Raw genomic sequence first — 20,566 nt, 5'->3', positions numbered from 1 at the left:
AACGTTGTTTTACTGCTAGGATTCCCGGGAGAGCTTCAATACAACCATAAGTTCTGATATCATGAAGTGGAGCCTGAGAAACAATATATATTTCGAATTATGTGTAAAAATTACTCACTTTCGATTGGTGTTTCTTTGATATATTTTAATCACTCAAAACAACAAAAAAACCTTTAAATACTAAGATTTAAAGGTTTTTGATTTTATTTGGTTCCCCAACTTGCGGAGAGAGAGGGATTCGAACCCCCGGACCTGTTACAGTCAATAGTTTTCAAGACTATCGCAATCGACCACTCTGCCATCTCTCCTAATAACAGTAGTACTACCGTTTTCAGTGGTGCAAATATATAAAGTTTTTTGAAACTGACAAAATATTTTTTGGCTCTTAATAAAATATTGCACTCTATGAAGCAATTTTTTAATCATTAAGGTGCTAATATCCATCCCATTTTTATTCTCCATTCCGTATAACCAACTTGTTTTGCATCTATCTCAGCAATCTTTTCTATACCCGGAATCCTATTGATTTCTTCCTGGGAAAAAGGTTCCAAATTGACTTTCAGGCGTTCTTCATTCAGTTTATTTTTATTTTCTACCGGATATGGTAGTCTTTCTTCGGTAAGCTGTGTCCCGTATTTTTGAGGCTTGCTCTGAAAAACCTGAATTCTGTCATGCAGATAAGCAATGTTTAAAGGATTCACATCACTTCTGTTTTCAATCATCATTTTATAACATTCTTTCATAAATGCAGGCTCACCAATAGAATGCTGAATAACAAGCCATGCAGCCTCACTAGCCTTATCCCCCACTTTTGAGATCGTAGGAAAGCCTATCTTCCTAATGATTTCCCGAAGCTTTTCCGCATTTTGCCTGTGAATCTGTTCCATTTCAGGATGATAGCCGCCGGAAAGCTTTCCCTCAGAAGCCAGTTTCTCCCTAACCGACAGATCTTTTTCAGCCAGCTCGATTAATTCTTTAGAACATACTTCATTCATATCTTTAATTTTAATGAATCTATTTCAGGTCTGTTTTCATTCAGGATTGCAAATTGCCAAAAAAATTCCAAATATGTTAACCGTAAGAGTTCATTTCATTAAAAAATCTAACATTTCTGAAAAGAACTGTCACGTTTTATTCATTAAGTTTGTCTTCAAAAGAAATATCATGCAGGAAAATTACAGCAAACTGCTTACCTATGCTTACAACATCACAGGTTCTTATGAAGATTCGCAGGATCTTGTACAGGATGTGATAGAAAAATATATTTCTTTAGATAAATCCGGGGTAAGAAATGAGATTAACTACCTGATTAAAAGTACAGTTAACCACGCTATCAATTTTAAAAACAGGCACAGTAAAAAAATGATTTACGGTGAATGGCTTCCGGAACCACTGTCGTTTGACAATGCAGAGAATAAACTGATCAAGGAGCAAACGGCACGTTACACACTCCTTGTCCTTCTAGAAAAGCTGAATCCCAAGGAAAGGGCTGTATATATTTTAAAAGAAGCTTTCGATTATTCTCACCAGGAAATTGCTGAAACTCTGGATATTTCCATTGATAATTCACGCCAGCTGCTGAGCCGTGCAGGAAAACAGCTGCAGAACATAAAATATGCTCCCGATACTGCAGATTCCAATGCTCCCGATATACTCCACAGATATCAGAAGGCACTGAGCGAAGGAAATATTCCCATGATCGAAGAACTTCTCAGAGATGACATCAGGCTTTCTGCAGACGGCGGAAAACGTATCCGCGTCATCAAAGCTGTGGAAACCGGCAAACCGGCAACAGCATCTCTTCTTGCTTACGTACAACAGCAGTTTCTTTCAGGGAAATCTTTCACTTTTAATGTTTTCAATCATCAGCCCGCTTTGTGCTTCTGGCAGGGAGAACGTATGTATAACTGCCATATTCTGGATATCGATGAACATGGGCTGATCAGGGAAATTTATTCTATTGTAGATCCTGAAAAATTGAAAAGAATTAATTAGTTTAAGGTTAAATTTTTCAGCTTTCTAACCATCTTTGTCACGTTTTGAAAATCAGGTGTGTCTTTAAAGAAAAAAAGTATGAACACACTTCTCCGAATCGACAGCAGCCTTCGGCTTAAAGATTCCTATTCACGTCGTATGGGTGATTATTTTGTAAAACAGTGGATCCTGAAACATCCGGATGGATTGGTTATCGAAAGAGATACGGCCAAAAAAATGACACCTCACCTCACCCAACAGACTTTTGATGCATTTCTGAATGAAAATCTTTACACCGAAGATCTTCTTCTATCCGACAGATTGATTGATGAACTTTACAAAAGCAGTGAGATCCTGATCACCTGTCCTATGTATAATTACGGGATTCCTTCTTCTTTGAAAGCTTATTTTGACCTTGTAATCAGGACTAAGAAAACGTTTACCTATGACAATGGTATCAAAGGACTGCTTTCAGGTAAAAAAGCACATCTCATTTCGGTCATGGGTGGCATTCACTCATTACCCGGAGGTATGAATTCTCTTGAAACTCATTTAACCAGCATCTTAAATCATCTTGGCATTACTGATATCATTTATTTTCCTTTGGAAAGCACAGCAGCTCCGGATCGGATTTCAGAGAAGGCAGAATTATTGGAAACCGCAATTTTTAATTATTTAAATTAATTATGGAAGAGATCAGACAAGCTATAGAAAAGTTTATCAAAGGTGGTGATACTCATGATCCTGACCTTTTAGAACAGGTTCTTCATCAAAACTACCAAAACATACAGGATGGTTTTTTTGACCAACCTGGAATTTTCGTCTTTTCTAAAGAAGAATATATCCAGCTGGTCCGTGATAAGGTTTTTGGAGGAAAGCCGAGAACGGTTATTTACCGTTCCCTGGAACAGAAAAACAATATTGCATACGCCCAGGTTTCCCTGGAAAGTCCAATTCTCCGGTTTTCATCACTTATTACGTGCGTTCTTGAGCAGAAAGAATGGCAGGTAATAGGCAACATTCCAACAATAGAGCAGAAATAAATAAAAAGCTGCATCAAAAGTTCATTGCAATGTTTTTGATGCAGTTTTTTGATTAAAAAAATTAATTGTATTTGTTTTTATCGTTTCACCGTAAAGCATTTCCAACCTTATGCATCAACTGTTCATAAATCCTTAAAACAATCGTAATCTATAGTTCAGGGTATTTCCCAAACAGACGTTTAATTTTGTTCAGACCTAATATACAGTTAAAAGTGAAGAAAATTTTTACCTCCGTTTTATTTTGTGCATCCATTTTTTTCTATGCACAAACCGGTACTGTTTCCGGAAATATCAATGATGATTCCAAATTATCTCTTCCGGGTGCCAAAATCTCCCTGGCTCCGGGAAATATCTATACAACTTCGGACGATCATGGTAACTTTGTTTTCCTGAATGTTCCTGCAGGAAACTATACCATGACAGTAGATTATCTGGGCTATGGAACCAGCGAATACACAGTAACAGTTGAGTCTGACAAAAATACAAAGCAGAATATCATTTTTGCAAGAAAAGAAACAGCGATTGCAGAAGTGGTTGTGAGCGGATCCACCCTAAAAAACCAGGCGAGAGCATTAAATAAGCAGAAAAATAATGCCAATATCACCAATGTAATCTCATCCGACCAGATCGGACGTTTTCCTGATGCCAATATTGGTGATGCTTTGAAACGTGTTCCCGGAATCACAATACAGAACGATCAGGGAGAAGCCCGAAATCTTATCATCAGAGGTCTGGCACCTAACCTTAATTCCGTTACCTTAAACGGTGACAGAATTCCGTCTGCCGAGGGTGACAACAGAAATGTTCAGATGGACCTGATTCCTTCGGATATGATCTCTACTATCGAAGTTAATAAAACCCTTACTCCCGATATGGATGCTGATGCTATCGGTGGTTCGGTCAACCTTATCACAAGGGCTTCACCTAATGGACAGAGAATTACTGCAACGCTGGCCGGAGGTTACAATCCTATTCGTGAAAAAGGCAATTATACAGCCGGATTTGTATACGGAAACCGTTTTATAAATAAAAAGCTGGGTGCCGTTTTCAGTTTTTCCTATAACAATAATAATTTTGGCTCAGATAATATCGAACCGACATGGAGCCTGGCAGATGATGCCGCACAAACTGCCTATATCAGCAAAATGGGGGTCCGTTATTATAATGAACACCGTATAAGACATAGTTTTGATCTGAATATGGATTATGAATTCAATTCCAAAAACAAGATCTATGCTTCTGCTATGTATAATTTCAGAACGGACAAAGAGAACAGATTTGCTTTAGGCTATAAAGTAAAACCGGTCTATAATGATGATGAAACCGAAATTACAGGCTGGAAAGGCAGCATCACAAGGCAGAATAAAGGTGGAGATGCGGATAATGACAATACGCGTCTGGAAAGACAGAAAGTGCAGAACTATGCTTTAAGAGGGGAACATCTTCTGGGTTCAAAAATCGATCTTGACTGGTCCATGAACTATGCAACAGCAAGTGAAAAGAAACCTCATGAGCGCCATATAGAGTTTGAAAACGGAAAAATGAATTTCTCTTCAGATCTCAGCGATCCTGAAAGGCCGATAATTACTCCCCTTTCTGCCGACAATCTAGGTGTTTATAAGTTAAGTGATCTTTCAGATTCCAACAGTTTTACACAGGAAAAGGAATTTGGGGCAAAGGTCAATGTCCGTTTTCCGTTTTCTGTGATGGAAAACCAGAAAGGCAGACTTCGTGCAGGTTTACGTCTCCGTTTAAAGGAAAAGGAACGGAATAATGACTATTATGCTTTTGAACCTTTGAATGATATGGGAAGCCTATTATCTGTTCCTACTGTTCATTTTGACGGTCAAAACTTTCACCCGGGAAATTATGTCCCGGGAACTTTCGTGGATCCGTCATACATGGGTAATCTGGATCTGTTCAATCCCAATTTATTTAAAGGTGAGCTGAAGCCTGAAGAATTTCTTTCAAGTAATTATACGGCCAAAGAAAATATCTATGCCGGATACATCAGATGGGACCAGGATTTCAGTGATACATTCTCAATGATCGCAGGAGCCCGTATTGAAACTACAAAAATTGACTATACTGGAAATTACGTGCTGGATGAGGAAAGTCTGGCAGGAAAGATCAACCGTACGAACACTTATACCAATCTGCTTCCCAATTTGTCTTTTAAATATGTTCCTGTTCAGGATCTTATATTGCGTGCGGCATTTACAACAGCCTTGGCCCGTCCGAATTATTATTCACTGGTTCCTTACCTTAACGTTATTTCCGGGGATGAAACCATTTCGGCAGGAAATCCGGATTTGAAGGCAACGTATGCTTATAATTTCGATTTTATGGCAGAGAAATACTTTAAATCGGTCGGAATACTTTCGGGAGGTGTTTTTTATAAGAACCTTAAGGATTTTATTTATACTTATTCGAGAAGAAACTATACATCTGGTGATTTTTCGAATGATTTTGCAGGACAATCCAATCCTATTCCTGCCGGAGAAAATAACTGGAGCTTTACACAGCAGCGTAATGGTGACAATGTAGACATTTATGGTTTTGAAGTGGCCCTTCAACGTCAGCTTGACTTTATTCCGGGAGCATTCTGGAAAGGTCTGGGAGTGTATGTTAATTATACGTATACCAAATCAAAAGCGAAAGGAATCACAAATGAAGATGGTGTGGAAAGAACAGATGTAGGACTTCCGGGAGCTGCCCCGCATATGTTCAACGGATCTCTTTCGTGGGAAAATAAACGTTTCTCAGCAAGAGTTTCTATGAATTACGCATCTGATTATATTGATGAACTGGGTGGGAAATCATTTGAAGACCGTTATTATGACAGGCAGATTTTTCTTGATGCCAATGCATCTTATAAAATTACAAGCCAGCTCAGAGTTTTTGCCGAAGCCAATAATCTGACGAACCAGCCGTTACGGTATTATCAGGGAATCCAGAGCAGAACAGCACAGGTGGAATATTACAAACCGAGATTCACTTTAGGATTGAAATTTGATTTTTAACGTATGAAAAAGTTACCATTTAGTATAGCGATATCAGTTTTACCTTTTGTGGTGAGCTGCAGCACGCAAAATTTAGAAAAAAATATAAAACCTTCTGTTATTACAGAAACAGTAGTTCATGATACCGACGATCCTGCCATCTGGATCAATCCTGCGGATGCTTCAAAAAGCATTATTATCGGAACAGATAAGGATACTGATGGCGGACTGTATGCCTTTGACCTGAACGGGAAAATCATCAATAAAGTTTCAGGATTGAAACGCCCGAACAATGTAGATATTGAATACGGCTTTATGCTGAACGGAAAGAAAACCGATATTGCCGCTGTTACAGAAAGGGAAACCAATACGGTAAGGCTTTACAGTCTTCCTGACCTGAAGGCAGTGGGTGAATTTACAGTATTTGATGGTGAAACGGAACGCGATCCGATGGGAATTTCTATGTACCAAAACCCTGTATCAGGAGAAATACATGCTGTTGTGGGAAGAAAATCCGGCCCGGCTGACGGTTATCTTTGGCAGTATAAGCTTTCTGAAAAAGAGGGAAAAATAACGGGTGAAGTTATCCGCAAGTTTGGAAAATATAGTGGCCTAAAGGAGATTGAAAGTATCGCCGTAGATGATGAAATGGGCTATATTTATTATTCTGACGAGCAGTTCGGGGTGCATCAGTATTATGCAGATCCGGCCAAAGGAAATGAGGAGCTTCTTGTTTTCGGAAAAGGTGATTTTGCATCTGATGTGGAAGGAATTTCCATCTATCCTACTTCAGAAAAAACAGGATATATTCTGGTTTCCAACCAGCAGAAAGATACTTTTAACGTGTATCTGAGAGAAGATCCCGCCAAGGGAAGAATTACTGAAATTCCTGTTTCCACCAGTGAAAGTGACGGTTCAGAGGTAACGAATGTTAATCTGGGGCCCAATTTCCCAAAGGGAGTCTTTGTCGCCATGAGCAATGGCCGGGTTTTTCACTTTTACGACTGGAGGGCGATTGAAGAAAGAATTACGGCAGCCGGCAAATGAAAATTCTGAATTGAAATAGGATATTTCACATCGCTAAATGATAAAGCACTGCATTTGTAGTGCTTTGTTAATAGTAGCAGTAAAGAAATTCCATCTTCTGTATATTCCTGACAATTACTACCTTAAAGAATTCACTCCTTTATAAAACAGATGCATTGATGATGAAGTATTTTCATATCAATTTAGTTTCCGTATTAAAAAAATCACTAATTTGGGATAACTAAAAGCGGAATCTGAAAAGCTTATAAAAGAGTAAGAAAAACTAAAAATTTTAATTCATGAAAAATCTTAAAAAAATTTCAAGAGAAGGTTTAAAATCAGTAAAGGGAGGTACTAAAGAAGGATGTCCGGGACCTGGATCACCATTATACCATCCTTATGCTACACAAGAACAATGTGAAACCGCTACAGGAAAAACGTGCTTTTATTCAGAAGAAAGCTATTGCTTCCCGGCGGGATGGAATGCAGATTTACTTTAATTTCTCCTTAGACCAGTCCTGAAATAATGATCATATAATTATAAGGACATAAATAATAATGGAACCAGAGTAAAAATGTTTTTGCTCTGGTTTTATTTATTTGAAGTTTTAAGCTCAACCATACATACAGCTTTCAATGATTCACATAATCACCTTTGTTTTACTTTTCTTTTCAATTCTTTGACCCTCAAAGTCAGCTGTTTTCTCAGATCATTGTGATACTGTCTGTAATTTTTTATGCTTCTTTCCAGCTGCCTCTTTTGAGCCAGATAATCTTCATATAACTCACTTAGTTCAGAGACCTTAGAAATCATGTCAGAAGGCTGGATATCCGGGTCCCCGGCTGCTTTTTTCAGCAAGCCACGATAATATTCCATACGGTCTGTAAGGCTGCTGTGAAATTTTGGTTCTATTCCCTGCATGGCTGTTGGTTTTATGTATTAAAAAATTAAAAAAATGTTCACTTTCCGATGGCTGCAGAAGGCGTATCACTCTGAAATAAAATCTTAACACTTTTGTCCAAAGTATTCTTGCCTGCTGATTTTGAATAAATATTGTTCAGCGCGGATGAAATCAAGGTTTCTTCCGGGTCTCCTAGCGGAAGCAGTGGCAGCGAAGCATATTCACCGGCTGCAATCTGCGGAGGAATTCCGTTGCTGTAAGCTCCTTCCCCAATCGCATTGAAAACCTTATAAATAACCGGATGAAGCTGCCACGATATTTTTTTGGGTTTCCTCTTGTCTTCCACCATAAATCCGGCCATATCTTTACCCAATGTCACACCTCCCACCTGAATAACCTGCATATAAGGTTTAAGGTTATTGATGACAATCTCCGAAGCAGATGCCGTACTGGTCGAGGTAAGAATATAAACTTTGCCCAATCCGAGGGCATTCGCACGCAGGGTATTGAAATCAAGCGCATTGGAATCATAACTTATCTGCTGGGCAAATGTCCGTTTGACTTCACCTCCGTTTTTGTTTCCTTTGTAAATAATAAATGGGGAGGACGAGGAAATTCCGGAAGGGATCAATGAGCACAGTGCCGCTGCTGAAGCGACTGATCCTCCATAATTATAGCGGATATCTATGATGAGCTCCTGTATTCCGGCTGCTTTGAATGCGGCAAACTTCTGATTCAAAGCAGAAGTCATTCCGTCCGGGAAATCATAGATATAAAGATAGCCTGTCTTTTTACTGTTTTTTTCAAATATTTTAGATTCCAGAGGCTGTTCAAAAGAATACCCGTAATAGACCGTGATGTTTTTTTCATTTGCAACAGTGCCATTTTCCCACTTCCCAACCGTTAATTCTATGACCGTCTGCTCTTTAATTGATGACGTCAATTCTTCGGCATTGGCTGCAGTAATCGTTTTACCGTTGATCTTCGTGATCATCATCCCTCTTTCCAAGCCGGAATTGAATGCCGGGGAGTTCTTCATAACAAGTTTTACGGTGGTTACAACGCTTCCATTAGCCAACTGTATGACGGCATAATCGAAGCCATACATATTCCGGACAGAACGCGGATAAGAAGAAGGGTCCTGAGTATCTACAGCAAATGAAAAACGGTCTTGTGAAGATAAAAGGCTCTTAAAAAAGTCCTTCACCGGTAGGTGGTAATCCGGTTTGGCAGGCATCTGATCTGCCCAGTAATAATACCTTCTCATGCTGTCCTGCACCCATTGGTTTACAGATTCCCTGCTCCCTTCCGGGAAACGCGGAACGCCCTCATCATCATTACGATTGCATGATAAAATAAAGATAGACATTGCCGCGAGCAGCAGAAAACTAAAATATTTCTTCATAGAATTGCCCATCATTAAAGATAATCTGCCACGTCAATCTCTCCTTTAACAGTGAGAGCACCATTTTCCATTTTTTCCTGAAGAACGATAAGATTGGCTCCCATATCCTGTTTTATTTTTACTTTAATGATTTCAGTGCCCGTATACGGCACAGAGCTATCCGGTTTATACAGTTCAAGGTAGACAGGTGCTGTATTACTGAAAAAATTATAGATCTTTACCTCAGTAAAATTTTTCTTTCCAATATTGTCAAATTCGGCAAGCACTGCCCCATTTTCTCTTTTCAGAACCCCTTTCACATTGGAAAGTGAAGTCCCAGAGTATTCACCAAGATTGGGAAAAATGAATTCAAAGCCTACTTTCCCCAGATTGATCTGCGGTTTAACAGCGGATGCCTGAAGAAAAATCCCCGGAAGATTGAAAAAATTCAGGGTTTTATAATCACTGATATTGTCGTAAGTAATATTGTAATGGGCAATTTCGGTACCCGTTTCATTGTTGTAGATCCCAAGCCTGTCCGTTTCTCCTTCATCCAGAACGAAATCGAGTCTGGTCTCTATTTTATTGGTATAAGAGGTATTTCCATCAATAGATATAGGTGTTCCGTTCAGTCTCAGCTGAATAACATCCGGCTTGGAATATCCTTTGATATTCACCTCAGCGGGCTTCTGTGATTTATCAAACGGCTGCATCACGCTGCTGTCTGAACAGGAAATAAGTAATGTAAAAAGTATGAATGCAATGAACTTATTCATTTATATTATTTTAAATTAAAAATCTAACTGAGAAAAATTGTCCCGCCCGGTGAAAGCACGGGACAACATGATAATTATAAAAAAACTAAGTTGGATATGTTTATGATCAAACGGTTTTGCGGGGAAGCATTAAACCTGTTTGATCTATTAAGTTTTCATGGTTAATTCCTGCAGAATATTCTGAAGGCTGGGTGGATAAACGTTATGGTTATTTTTTGATAAACTTCAGTTTTTCCGTTGTTTTTCCGTCAGAAACTTCAGCAATGTACATTCCGGCCTGCAATGATGATACATTGAGAGATCTGCTGTATGACGCTGAAAGTACTTTCTGCCCGGCTACATTATAAATAGAAACCGCCGTCATATTTTCTTTAAAACCTGGATTTAATTGGAGCTGAAGGAATTCCTTTACCGGATTTTCTTCAATTTTCGTTACATTTTCTTTCTTCTTTATATCTTTTGTGCCTAAAAATGTGGAAGCATAAATCGCCATTTCATCGATATTGATATTCTGGAGATTATTACCGCTTGGCTTTCTGTTAGACCATATTCCTATATAAATCTTTTTGCCTGCAAAGGCTGAAAGATCAACAATACTTTCGTTAAACTGAGTCAGATCATTAGGAAAAGGATTCGCCACAGTTCCTGCAATGACGCTGTAAGGACTTGGAATATCATTTCCTCCTGCATCTACTGTCATAGCCTGGAAATCGGCCAATTCCGGAACCGGTTTCTGAGGGGTACTTACATAGATAAAAAGATCACGCCCTACATTGAAATGGGTTGTTCTCTGTCTTCCGATATAAGCGGCCAGGCTGATTGTTCCTGATGCGCCCTGCAGATCAATCGGCGGCGAAATAATCCAGTCGTTTTCAGTAGCAAAACCTGCAACATTTCCAGTTGGAACCAGGCTTACTGAATATCGGAGAACTCCTGCGTTTCCATAAGTAAGGGCATTGGTCCCATTAAAATAAATATTCTGTCCCTGAACCCATCCGTTTCCATTATTGTTCAGATCATGAGCAGTCCATCCCTGAAGATCAGCGGGGGTATCAAAAGAATTGCTCCATACCAGAGACTGCGCAGCCGCCGCCTGTGAAAGCAATACAACAGATAATAAAAATAATTTTTTCATAATACAGATTATTAGAGATTTAAAAAAATAAAAGCAGGGAAAGACTTGGGATGCTTCCCCTGCATTTAAAATTATTCTACAATAGAGAAGTTATATTTCGTCCAAGTTCCCTGGAAGTCTCCACAGTTTCTAGGTGCCACGTTCCATGGTCCTACGTTGAAGAATGGCTGAGTCATTCCCCAAGCTGAAGCTGTACTTCCTACCAGTAGGTTGGCAGCAGGGATTCCCGCAGTTCCTGTACCTGTAACAGAAGTTGTAAATCCGTGTACTTTGATTGTGTTTAAAGTAGAAGCTGAAGACAGTTCAGAACCTGTTCCTTCTACTTTGATTCCTGTAGGATATCCTGTTACTACAGCATTATTCAACGTTAATTTTCCTGCTCTTCTGATGTGGATACCATTTTCATATAGTGGTCCGGAAGGAGTAGATGAAGAATATAACACATTAGTACGAGATCCTACGATAGTAAGATTGTTGATCACAGGATTTGTAATAAGCGGTGTAGCTGTACCCGTTGAGTTGTTATCCAGCTCAATACCGTTGGTATCGGAAACACCACCACTAAGACTGTGTGTAGAATTGTTGTCTGCCAAAGCAAGTGCACAAGTGATAGTTCCTGTGTATCCGTTGTCAAAATCAAAGTTATCATCATCCGGAGCAAAAGAAACAAGATTAGATGCATTCACAGTACCTCCGAAGAATTCGAAAGAGTCATCTTTCCCGTAAGATACCTGGATGTGATCTAAAGTAGTCCCGTTTCCTACAGCTCCCAAAGTAAGACCGTTGATTTCATTTCCTGAGTTTGGAGCTAAAAGATCGAATCCTGCAAATTCAATACGAACATACTTCAAGATTCCTGCGTTGTGAGCAGCATTGGTACCTCCGTAATAATAATCAGAGCCGGTTAATCCTTCGATAGTTTTCGTATCAGGTGTATTTGCAGGTGCATCTCCTAAAACAATCACACCACCAAAGTCACCAGGAGCAGCCGTTGTATTTTCGTCTCCATCTAACAGTTTATAACTTGTAAAAATAATCGGCTGTGTTGCTGTACCGGTAGCATCTATTTTACCAGTTTTAGAAATCACAAGAACTCCTGTAGGGGTATTCGTAGTGTTTGGTTTTGCTTTAATGAAAGTTCCCGGCTGGATAGTTAATTTAGCACCATTTTTTACGGTAACGATACCGTTGATTTCTACTACTCCGCTCCAGGTAGTGTTTGTAGTGATGTCACCACTTACAGAGGTTACCGGAAGTGAAGAAGCTGTAATATATTCAGCAGAAGCAGACTGCATTTCGAATGGTGTAGAAGAATCCGCTAAGTGATCATTTTGACAAGCAGTAAGAGATAATGCTGCAGCAGCAATTAAAGTTAGTTTTTTCATTGTTATAATTTTTAGTAGATCCAGTAATGTTATTTTTATAACCGGAAATTTTAATATTTAGGAATATCCGCCTCTATATTCCTGCGATTTGGTTTTATTTTCACCCTGCATTCCAGGAGGAGCTGTCCTGCCGGGGTTTCCCTGCTTATCCGCTGCTGTCCGGAAAAAAACAACGGCGTCCGGTTTTTATCTGACCCGGTACTGCTGTGCGCATCATCAGTATTGATCCGGCTCGTGTTCAGGATTCCGAAACCTGTACATTGCATCAATGAGCTCTTTTATTCTGTTTTTTATAATGTCTTTTAAAATGTATAATTCACGCTTAAGCCGAATATCCTTCCGCTATAAGCCCGGAATGTAATCTTGTCGATATCTTTGTCATATTTGTCAGTGGCTCCCGGCAGAAGCTTCCACGCCTCCCTGTCTGTGGATATGTTACTTCCTCCGGATCCATTCGGCACTGAATAAGAATTGAAATTGTTATAAAACTCTTTTACCCTGTTGAAAAGGTTTCTGACATTAAACTTTACTTCCAGATTTTTGTCTCTCAGAAATTTATAGGAAAGCTGGGCGTCTGCTACGGCATAAGGGCGCTGTATTTCTTCCCCGTTATAATCATATCCTACCGTGATGTACTGATCTCCTTTGGCATTGTATAAAAAGCTGGCACCTAAACGGCCTCCATCATAGGTCATGCCTAAATTGTAGGCATAAGGAGTCTGTCCGTACAGTGGTCTTTCTACTTCATAGGTTTCTCCATTGTCTCCTGTCTTATACTGGTCTTTAAAAGCAATTACTTTTGTCGTGTTATAAGTAAAGTTTCCGCTTATAAAAAGTTTTTCCAGCAGGGATTCTTCAGCAATAAACCCCAGATTTTTCCGTACTTCCACTTCTACTCCTTTCAGCTTTGCATTTTTAGAGTTTCCGTTGTAGAGGAAGAGGTTTCCTTCGTTCGAAAGACGTCCTTCACGCTCAATAGGCCTGTCGATATCTTTGTAATATAGTCCGGCAGAGAATATTTCTCCAAGACCGGGAAACCATTCAAATTTAAAATCATAGTTTTTCACTACCGATGAGGTCATTTCCGTATTATAAATCAAGCCGTTGGCTACCGGATCAAAGTAAGGAAGCCCCGTTCTCTCATTGAATTGTGGACGGATTACCGTTTTATTGTAGGCAAGCCTTACATTGATTTTATTGGTAGGACTGTATGTAAAATTTACGGAAGGCATCCACTGCCACGGTTTATCATCTATCGGCTCTTTTTTAACCGTTTGATTATCTGAAAGATCTAATTGCTGAGAAATAAGGTCATACTTAAAATATTCTGCACGGACTCCCCAAACCAATCTGAACATATTTTTCCAACGGTTATCAAGCATGACATAAAATGCATTCTGGGTTACTTTTCCTTCATACCTGTCATTTTTGTACAGGGGTCTGGTTTGCCAGCCTATTCCTCCCGGAACATATTTAGAACCGTCAAACCACTGGGCCAAAGAACCATGCATGGTGATAAAGTTTTTTTCACTGTTTGGAACATCCCTGTTTTCATCCACTCTTAAAAAGAATTTCTCCTGCTGATTGGTATTATTTTTTATAACCCCTGCATATCCTAACTTAATATCATTTTTAAAATTTCCTTTGTCTATATTCCATTTAAGCGAAGCTCCATAGTTATAATCCGTTTCTTTGTTGGCGATATATCCTCTGTAGAAATTAGATCCCGAATTATAAATCCTGTGATAGTTAAGAATCTCGCTGCCAATGAAATCGTAAAGACTCAGATACTGGGTGTAGTCTTTGGTGTCAGATTTCACTCCTGTTCTTGCAGCAAACCAGTTGATTTCGGCATTTCCAACTTTGTGGTTTCCCTCAAGCTTGTTCTGTAAAAGCGTCTGGTAGATGGGATAATTGGTATTATCGGTATAAGGCTTGTCCAGATCCTTGATTTGTGCGGGGTCATTATTGGGAATAATCCCGTTATAGAAATAATTATAGGACGCCTCAGCATTGGCAGCCATTCCGCTCCCTCCTGTATATTCATTCCAGCCGGTTATTCTGGTCAGCGTATTATCATAAATATGGGTGTAGGAATTACGGAAGGAGATTCTGTTTTTTCCCAGCTGTAACCCAAAATTCAGCATTCCTGCTAACGTCGAGTTGTAATTGTATGATGCTCCTTTATTTTTGAAATTGTAAAAAACAATAGGATCTGTTCCATTCGCCTGCCAGTTGGGATCGTAGGGTGCTGTGGTGTCCAGCCAGTTTCCCCTTCCTGTATGATCGATGTCTAACTTATTTTGTTCATTTCTTACCGTAAATGCTCCGGCAAAACCCCATTTATTATTATTTTTAAGGGCAAATGATCTTCCCAATGCTACCTGTACATTGGATCCCATATCTCCTGTGGTACTGAAGGTGGAAAAATTATCGTTTGTGAATCTTTTAGACTGCTCAAAAAACAAAGGATTATTCCAGTCTGTAGCTTCAAGTCCTTTGGGAAAATCTCTTGTACCATCATCATACCCGAAATAATCGTATTTTCCACGTTTACGGGTCAGGAATTCTTTAAACGCCGACTGGTCATTATAGGAAGTCCCTACACTTACTGTGGTAAAGTTTTCGTTGGGAATATCTTTGGTTCTTACCTCAACATAACCTCCTGCAAAGCTGGCATTCATATCCGGTGTTGCCGTTTTACTTACTACAATGCTTTCCACCATGGCGGTAGGAATAATATCAAATGAAAAATTCTGGTTGTAGGCTTCTGTACTCGGAAGGTTGATTCCGTCCATAGCTGCTGTATTCCAGCGTTCTCCCATAGACCGAACCACTACATATTTGTTGTCTATGGTCGTTATTCCTGTTACTCTTTTAAGGGTTCCACCTACGTCATTATCCGGTGTTTTGGCGATCTGCTCGGCGGAGATCCCGTCACTCATCTGGGCAGCTTTTTTCTGTTGGGCGAGAAGTCCGGCCTGCGTATCTGCTTTTCGGGTGCCGGTAATCACCACTTCCCGGATGTCCGTTATTTTGTCCGGAGCCTGCTTCATCGCAAATGAGACTGTATTGGTTTCATTAGTATTGACTGAAAGTTTTTCTACCCGAAGCGGACTGTATTTTGAAGCTTTTACGGTTAAAGTATATATTCCTGAAGGCAGATCTACCACGAAATCTCCGTTATTATCTGTAAGTACAGTCTTTTTAGCAACTGTTACTTCAGCTCCGGCCACAGGATTTCCTACTTCATCCACAATCTTTCCGGTAATCCTTCCGTCTCCCGTTACCGAAATACCAGTTCCTTCATATTTTATTGAAATAAGATCTCCACGAAGGCGGAATGCTACCGGAAGCCCGTTTGTAATATCTTTAAGACAGTTATTGACAGAAGTATTTTCACATTTTACGCCTTTTACCTTCAGCTCTTTAATATCTATTTTAGAATAGGCCAGTCTCATTCCTGTTTTTCCGGCAAAATCTTCCAGAACCTCAATAAGAGGCCTGCTTGCAGGTACTGAAAATGATACTTTCTGAACCAGTTCCTGAGCTTCAGTTGCTACCGTAAAGAATACTGCCGCAACGGTAAGACCGCATTTCAATCTTTTCATATGTTCAATTTCTCTTTTAATAATTTATTTTCTTTTAGTGTTAATCTATGGTAGGTTATTTCTTCAGGGTGTATATATGATCTTCTTTGTGTACTTCAAGGCCCAATATAAAGGCCAGCGCTTCCATATTTTCATCGGCTGTACCTCCTGTGAAATCTGCTGTTATCTTCTTTTCTGCAGTTTCTTTAGGATATACGATCCTGATCTTGTAATTATTCTGCATCACATCTGCCACCTCTTTAAAGGAAACATCGTTGAAGCTTAATGACAACAGTTCTGCTTTCTGTTTTCCTAATTTTTTTTCTGTTATAAGTGAAATCACGGCTGCGGTATGGGCTATCCCGAAATTGGTCCATTTCTGGTTAGGCTTCAGGTAAGAAACCGGGACTCCGGCATAGGAAACAGCAACTTTACCTTCATAAAGCTGTACAGATTTGTCATTCCCGGATTGTGAAATTTTAAAAACAGTTCCCAGAACTTTGGTACTGAAACCATCTGCATGTACAATGAAGGGGTGAGTCTTTGATTTTGCTACAGAAAATATGGCATCCCCTTTCAGATACACTATTCTAGTGGAAGCAGGAAACGATTTATCTACTGTGAGTTCTGCACCGTTCAACAATGTAACCACAGAACCGTCTGCCAGGTAAACTTTACGGTTTTCCGAGCCCGAAGTATAGGTATCAGGTCTAAAGAATGCAGTATATAGGATTCCTCCTAAAGACAACAGAAGTATAATTGCAGCCGCAGCTGTGTATACATATTTTTTTAATGAATAGAGAGGAGATGTCTGGACTGGCTTAATAAAATACAGTTCGAGTGCAGATAAAACCCTTTCTTTGGATTCCTTCATATGGATTCTGTCCAGGTCTTTTTCTGTCCGGATTTCCCACTGACTCAAAATTTCTTTTTCTTTTTCAGAGATCTCCCCTTCGGAAACTTCCCTTTGCCAGAGCTTAAAAACAAAAGCTGCAGTATTCTTATTTTTTTGGCTTTTCATAAAATATTTCATGTATTCACAGATACTTCTATCTATAAGACTGTGAAAATGAAAAACTTCCCCAGGCGGTTCTTAATATTGTATTCACATTAAAACCAACTTGTTAACATTTTTAACCCATTCTACTGCTTTCTCAACATTTGATTCACATTTAGGGGATATCTTTCAGAAATAATTAATCTTAGAATCCCCAAAGTTCATAAAAAGTTAATTTTCCTTTAGGTAATTTTGTACCAACGATATGATGCTTACAGACTATACGATATTAAAGAAGATAAAATCAGGTGACCGTCCTGCATTCATGCTGTTCTATGAGCGGTATTGGGACAGTCTTTACCGTTTTGTTTTCACGAGGACGAGAGATAAAGAGATGTCTGAAGAACTGCTGCAGAACCTCTGGATAAAAATACTTGAAGACACCACTTCCATACAGACCGACGATACTGAAAGTGCAAAAGGCTACCTCCTGCGTTATCTTCATTACAGAATTATTGATCATTATAACAGTTCTAAAAAGGTCCCGTCTACCATTAGTATTGATGAATTTGACCCTACAGGCGAGATGAATATATCTGATACGGAATATTTTGAAATTCTTGAAGAAAACGAGATCTCTGCTTTATTATCTATGATTGATGAGGTGGTTTCACAGCTTCCCACGACGGAACAGAGCGTGTATGATATGAGAATCAGAAGAAATATGTCTGTTGATGAAACAGCAGAAGCTCTCGGCATCAGCAATAAGACGGTAAGTAATAAATTAAGCAAAGCTTTGGGGGAAATAAGAGAGCAGCTGAACCCGGAATACCAGTCTTCTAAAAAACTGGTATCCATTCTGATGCTGATGGAAATATTAACGAAGTATTGAATTGGGGAATGGACGCCGGATGCCTGAAGAAGGAAGTTAAGCCATAGTAATCAATGGTATTAGCACTTCTTTTTCTTATTTTTCCCTCTTTCAGACTAAATTCCCTCCTGATCGGGTTTAACCAAAAGATTTTTTCTGTATTCTTTAGGCGTCATATTCCTGTGCTTCTTGAAGAGCCTTGACAGATGGCTTTCATCACTGAACTGGAGTTCATACGCGATTTCGCTCAATCGGACACTGCTGTATTTCAAATAGGTTTCTACCAGTTTCAGGCGGTAATCCAGCAGATAATCCTGATAGGAAATTCCTGTATGCTGCTTGAAGTATTCCCCGAAATAATTCTTTGAAATCCCGAAATGATCTGCTATGGAATGTATTCTGGTTTTCTCTTTATCTTTTACATGCTCCTGAATATAGGTAATAATTTTCATGATGGAGAAAGCTTTTACGTTCTGCTGCAGATCTGAGGTTTCGCTGTCAATGATATTCCGTGCTATAATATTCAACAGGATAGAAATGCAGTTACGGATAATCAGATAGTCATCAGTTTTACGCTTATGCTCTCTGGTAATTTGTATAATGAGGGTTTCAGCAAAACGTTCATCATCCTTATTCCGGAATACACATCCTGCCCTTGCATGATAATTATTGCTTATATATTGGAGTTTATAAAGGTTTTCGCAGCTTTCTATACGGTCAGCTTCCAGTCTTATTTTATCTATAAACTCAATCGGACATTCTATAACGATCAATTGGGCATCATTACTTTCAAAATGGTACAGCTGATGCTGGGGAATAATAAAAAGCTTCGATTCCCCGAATGTAATAGTTCGTTCGTCATACGTGAGTGTTCCGCAACCCTTCAGAACATACACCAGTGAAAGAAAAGCTTTTGTTTTGAGAGCTATTCCTTCGCTGCAAAACCTGATTTCCTTTACATTAATGTGTTCAACCTGTAACATTTTCATGCTTGAATACTTATTTTTCCTCCAAAAGTACAATTTTACAGGTACAATAAGCGGCTAATTTTGCAGAAAAAATATGAACATCTATCCCAAACGATGGCAGGCGCTTGGCTACCTCACAGCAGGAGCCTTTCTTTCTCCACTCGATTATTTTATAGTCAATATGGCACTTCCCTCCATTAAAAAAACTTTTAGTGCCAGTGATCATCAGCTACAAATGATAGTTGCCATTTACGGGCTTACTTACGCTGCGCTTGTAGTTTGTGGGGGATGTCTGGGCGACTTATATGGCCGCAAAAAAATATTTACTTTGGGATTATATCTCTTTTTACTTTCTTCTCTTGCCTGTGCTTTCTCTCCAAATATTACACTTCTTATTATTTCACGGATGTTTCAGGGAGTTGGCGCTTCTTTTCTGGCCCCTCAGGTTCTGGCATCTATAAGGGTTTTATTCAACAGCAGCGAGCAGCCTAAGGCAGTCAGTATATTCAGTTCCGTATTCGGTTTGGCTTCTGTTGCAGGACAATTGCTAGGTGGATTCCTGCTTAATCTCCACTGGATAACATTTTCATGGGAAACGGTATTTTTAGTCAATGTTCCCGTTACGCTGCTTTGTATCGTAGGTATCCATTATACCATGGACAATAACCGGGAAGAAAAGAGACAGAAAATTGATTATGCCGGCACGCTATTGCTAATCACCTCATTATTAATGTTTATATGTCCTATTATTTTCGGGCGGAAATACCAGTGGGCATGGTGGATTTTTGCGATTCTATTATCAGGACTTTTACTGTTGATGGCGTTTTACAGATATGAAGTTAAATCATTGCGTAAAAACAGGCCTGTATTGATAGACCCTACTCTTTTGCACTACCGCCCGTTTGTTCTTTGTCTCCTGATTATTTTCTTTTACAATTTCACATCAGGACTGTTTATCTGCTATCCGTATTATTTGCAGCAGTTCCTGAATTGGAACCCGGTAGATACAGGTCTTGCTATTATTCCCTACGGAATGGCTTTTTTTATCGGACCATTGCTTATTTCCAAAATAAAATATTCTTCATATATCATGGTTTACATTGGTTTGGGATTATTGATTTCAGGGTTCTCTTTAGCCTCAATATTCATTTATCTTCAGGAAAAACCTTCGATAGGAATGGATATCAGCTTATTTTTGGCCGGGCTGGGTCATGGTATTATCATGCCTGTGATGATGCGGGAAGCTATTGCATTAATAGATAGAAAAAAGGCAGGTCAGGCTTCAGGACTGATCAGTATCAGCATACAGATCGGGAGTGTAACCGGTGGTACCATTATCGGAACTGTGTTTTTCAGCACAATTGAAGTTCTAGGATTCCCGAAAGCCTTTGCCCTGGCTATTTTAATGATTGCAATCTTTCAGGTCGCAGGAATTTTCATCAATAAGAAGCTTTTGAAGCATAAAACATTATATTGAGTAGATTATATGTCATTTTTTTAATAACAATAATTA

At 39.2% G+C, this 20,566-nt stretch carries 18 protein-coding genes and 1 tRNA gene; 8 read left to right on the top strand and 11 right to left on the bottom strand.

Annotation, left to right across the window (positions count from 1 at the left end; all coding sequences use genetic code 11):
- Positions 1 to 223: 223 nt before the first annotated feature.
- Together ACTJIV_RS11660 and ACTJIV_RS11655 are read right to left on the bottom strand one after the other, a co-directional pair.
- Positions 224 to 308: transfer RNA gene (locus ACTJIV_RS11660), tRNA-Ser, on the bottom strand.
- Between the two features lie 117 nt (positions 309 to 425).
- Positions 426 to 995, bottom strand: coding sequence for a DUF6624 domain-containing protein (locus ACTJIV_RS11655; protein WP_440627610.1), 570 nt, complete (start codon positions 993 to 995; stop codon positions 426 to 428).
- A 73-nt stretch (positions 996 to 1,068) separates the two neighbouring features.
- Between ACTJIV_RS11655 and ACTJIV_RS11650 the strand changes: the two genes are divergently transcribed.
- From ACTJIV_RS11650 to ACTJIV_RS11625, 6 genes are all read left to right on the top strand, one after another.
- Positions 1,069 to 1,995 carry a sigma-70 family RNA polymerase sigma factor gene (locus ACTJIV_RS11650; protein WP_440627609.1) on the top strand — a complete coding sequence of 309 codons (927 nt, stop codon included), beginning with the start codon at positions 1,069 to 1,071 and terminating at the stop codon, positions 1,993 to 1,995.
- A 78-nt stretch (positions 1,996 to 2,073) separates the two neighbouring features.
- The gene (locus ACTJIV_RS11645) at positions 2,074 to 2,658 is read left to right on the top strand and encodes an FMN-dependent NADH-azoreductase (protein ID WP_223559831.1); all 585 of its coding nucleotides are present in this window, start codon (positions 2,074 to 2,076) and stop codon (positions 2,656 to 2,658) included.
- A 2-nt stretch (positions 2,659 to 2,660) separates the two neighbouring features.
- Positions 2,661 to 3,017: a nuclear transport factor 2 family protein gene (locus ACTJIV_RS11640; RefSeq protein ID WP_223559832.1), complete on the top strand. Its 357-nt coding sequence runs from the start codon at positions 2,661 to 2,663 to the stop codon at positions 3,015 to 3,017.
- 212 nt (positions 3,018 to 3,229) lie between these two features.
- The gene (locus tag ACTJIV_RS11635; RefSeq protein ID WP_440627606.1) at positions 3,230 to 6,040 is read left to right on the top strand and encodes a TonB-dependent receptor; all 2,811 of its coding nucleotides are present in this window, start codon (positions 3,230 to 3,232) and stop codon (positions 6,038 to 6,040) included.
- 3 nt (positions 6,041 to 6,043) lie between these two features.
- Entirely contained in the window at positions 6,044 to 7,066 is a 1,023-nt protein-coding gene (locus tag ACTJIV_RS11630) for a phytase (protein ID WP_440627604.1), read from the top strand.
- 278 nt (positions 7,067 to 7,344) lie between these two features.
- Entirely contained in the window at positions 7,345 to 7,545 is a 201-nt protein-coding gene (locus ACTJIV_RS11625) for a bacteriocin-like protein (protein ID WP_111959728.1), read from the top strand.
- Positions 7,546 to 7,694: 149 nt separating this feature from the next.
- Here the strand turns inward: ACTJIV_RS11625 and ACTJIV_RS11620 are convergent, their stop codons facing one another.
- The 8 genes from ACTJIV_RS11620 to ACTJIV_RS11585 form a co-directional block, all read right to left on the bottom strand.
- Entirely contained in the window at positions 7,695 to 7,967 is a 273-nt protein-coding gene (locus ACTJIV_RS11620) for a hypothetical protein (RefSeq protein ID WP_111959726.1), read from the bottom strand.
- Positions 7,968 to 8,005: 38 nt separating this feature from the next.
- Positions 8,006 to 9,352 (bottom strand): S41 family peptidase, encoded by a 1,347-nt coding sequence (locus ACTJIV_RS11615; protein ID WP_440627601.1) that lies wholly within the window; start codon positions 9,350 to 9,352, stop codon positions 8,006 to 8,008.
- Positions 9,353 to 9,366: 14 nt separating this feature from the next.
- Positions 9,367 to 10,107, bottom strand: a complete 741-nt coding sequence (locus ACTJIV_RS11610; RefSeq protein ID WP_223559836.1) for a hypothetical protein — start codon at positions 10,105 to 10,107, stop codon at positions 9,367 to 9,369.
- Positions 10,108 to 10,315: 208 nt separating this feature from the next.
- Positions 10,316 to 11,242, bottom strand: a complete 927-nt coding sequence (locus ACTJIV_RS11605; RefSeq protein WP_440627599.1) for a T9SS type A sorting domain-containing protein — start codon at positions 11,240 to 11,242, stop codon at positions 10,316 to 10,318.
- A 71-nt stretch (positions 11,243 to 11,313) separates the two neighbouring features.
- Positions 11,314 to 12,627: a hypothetical protein gene (locus ACTJIV_RS11600; protein WP_336379206.1), complete on the bottom strand. Its 1,314-nt coding sequence runs from the start codon at positions 12,625 to 12,627 to the stop codon at positions 11,314 to 11,316.
- A gap of 50 nt (positions 12,628 to 12,677) precedes the next feature.
- A complete protein-coding gene (locus ACTJIV_RS11595; RefSeq protein ID WP_111959720.1) occupies positions 12,678 to 12,893 on the bottom strand; it encodes a hypothetical protein in 216 nt (71 codons plus the stop codon).
- 36 nt (positions 12,894 to 12,929) lie between these two features.
- Complete coding sequence (locus ACTJIV_RS11590) at positions 12,930 to 16,238, bottom strand: TonB-dependent receptor domain-containing protein (protein WP_440627597.1); 3,309 nt, start codon at positions 16,236 to 16,238, stop codon at positions 12,930 to 12,932.
- A 55-nt stretch (positions 16,239 to 16,293) separates the two neighbouring features.
- Positions 16,294 to 17,238: a FecR family protein gene (locus tag ACTJIV_RS11585; protein WP_440627595.1), complete on the bottom strand. Its 945-nt coding sequence runs from the start codon at positions 17,236 to 17,238 to the stop codon at positions 16,294 to 16,296.
- Between the two features lie 241 nt (positions 17,239 to 17,479).
- Between ACTJIV_RS11585 and ACTJIV_RS11580 the strand changes: the two genes are divergently transcribed.
- Positions 17,480 to 18,106: an RNA polymerase sigma factor gene (locus tag ACTJIV_RS11580; protein WP_111959714.1), complete on the top strand. Its 627-nt coding sequence runs from the start codon at positions 17,480 to 17,482 to the stop codon at positions 18,104 to 18,106.
- 95 nt (positions 18,107 to 18,201) lie between these two features.
- On the opposite strand, the gene ACTJIV_RS11575 is transcribed toward ACTJIV_RS11580, so the two are convergent.
- A complete protein-coding gene (locus ACTJIV_RS11575) occupies positions 18,202 to 19,074 on the bottom strand; it encodes a helix-turn-helix transcriptional regulator (RefSeq protein WP_440627593.1) in 873 nt (290 codons plus the stop codon).
- Positions 19,075 to 19,147: 73 nt separating this feature from the next.
- Between ACTJIV_RS11575 and ACTJIV_RS11570 the strand changes: the two genes are divergently transcribed.
- A complete protein-coding gene (locus ACTJIV_RS11570; protein WP_440627591.1) occupies positions 19,148 to 20,530 on the top strand; it encodes an MFS transporter in 1,383 nt (460 codons plus the stop codon).
- Positions 20,531 to 20,566 lie beyond the last annotated feature (36 nt).

The organism is Chryseobacterium sp. 22532, from assembly GCF_052044665.1.
Taxonomy (GTDB): Bacteria; Bacteroidota; Bacteroidia; order Flavobacteriales; family Weeksellaceae; genus Chryseobacterium; species Chryseobacterium lathyri.
Note: the sequence above shows the minus strand (reverse complement) of the source record. Positions and strands in the feature narration are given on the sequence as shown.

What these genes read in the sequence shown, in the direction of transcription:
- ACTJIV_RS11655 (WP_440627610.1), bottom strand. Translation starts at nt 995, where the DNA reads ATGAATGAAGTATGTTCTAAAGAATTAATCGAGCTGGCTGAAAAAGAT.
- ACTJIV_RS11650 (WP_440627609.1), top strand. Translation starts at nt 1,069, where the DNA reads ATGTTAACCGTAAGAGTTCATTTCATTAAAAAATCTAACATTTCTGAA.
- ACTJIV_RS11645 (WP_223559831.1), top strand. Translation starts at nt 2,074, where the DNA reads ATGAACACACTTCTCCGAATCGACAGCAGCCTTCGGCTTAAAGATTCC.
- ACTJIV_RS11640 (WP_223559832.1), top strand. Translation starts at nt 2,661, where the DNA reads ATGGAAGAGATCAGACAAGCTATAGAAAAGTTTATCAAAGGTGGTGAT.
- ACTJIV_RS11630 (WP_440627604.1), top strand. Translation starts at nt 6,044, where the DNA reads ATGAAAAAGTTACCATTTAGTATAGCGATATCAGTTTTACCTTTTGTG.
- ACTJIV_RS11625 (WP_111959728.1), top strand. Translation starts at nt 7,345, where the DNA reads ATGAAAAATCTTAAAAAAATTTCAAGAGAAGGTTTAAAATCAGTAAAG.
- ACTJIV_RS11620 (WP_111959726.1), bottom strand. Translation starts at nt 7,967, where the DNA reads ATGCAGGGAATAGAACCAAAATTTCACAGCAGCCTTACAGACCGTATG.
- ACTJIV_RS11615 (WP_440627601.1), bottom strand. Translation starts at nt 9,352, where the DNA reads ATGAAGAAATATTTTAGTTTTCTGCTGCTCGCGGCAATGTCTATCTTT.
- ACTJIV_RS11610 (WP_223559836.1), bottom strand. Translation starts at nt 10,107, where the DNA reads ATGAATAAGTTCATTGCATTCATACTTTTTACATTACTTATTTCCTGT.
- ACTJIV_RS11605 (WP_440627599.1), bottom strand. Translation starts at nt 11,242, where the DNA reads ATGAAAAAATTATTTTTATTATCTGTTGTATTGCTTTCACAGGCGGCG.
- ACTJIV_RS11600 (WP_336379206.1), bottom strand. Translation starts at nt 12,627, where the DNA reads ATGAAAAAACTAACTTTAATTGCTGCTGCAGCATTATCTCTTACTGCT.
- ACTJIV_RS11595 (WP_111959720.1), bottom strand. Translation starts at nt 12,893, where the DNA reads ATGCAATGTACAGGTTTCGGAATCCTGAACACGAGCCGGATCAATACT.
- ACTJIV_RS11590 (WP_440627597.1), bottom strand. Translation starts at nt 16,238, where the DNA reads ATGAAAAGATTGAAATGCGGTCTTACCGTTGCGGCAGTATTCTTTACG.
- ACTJIV_RS11585 (WP_440627595.1), bottom strand. Translation starts at nt 17,238, where the DNA reads ATGAAAAGCCAAAAAAATAAGAATACTGCAGCTTTTGTTTTTAAGCTC.
- ACTJIV_RS11580 (WP_111959714.1), top strand. Translation starts at nt 17,480, where the DNA reads ATGATGCTTACAGACTATACGATATTAAAGAAGATAAAATCAGGTGAC.
- ACTJIV_RS11575 (WP_440627593.1), bottom strand. Translation starts at nt 19,074, where the DNA reads ATGAAAATGTTACAGGTTGAACACATTAATGTAAAGGAAATCAGGTTT.
- ACTJIV_RS11570 (WP_440627591.1), top strand. Translation starts at nt 19,148, where the DNA reads ATGAACATCTATCCCAAACGATGGCAGGCGCTTGGCTACCTCACAGCA.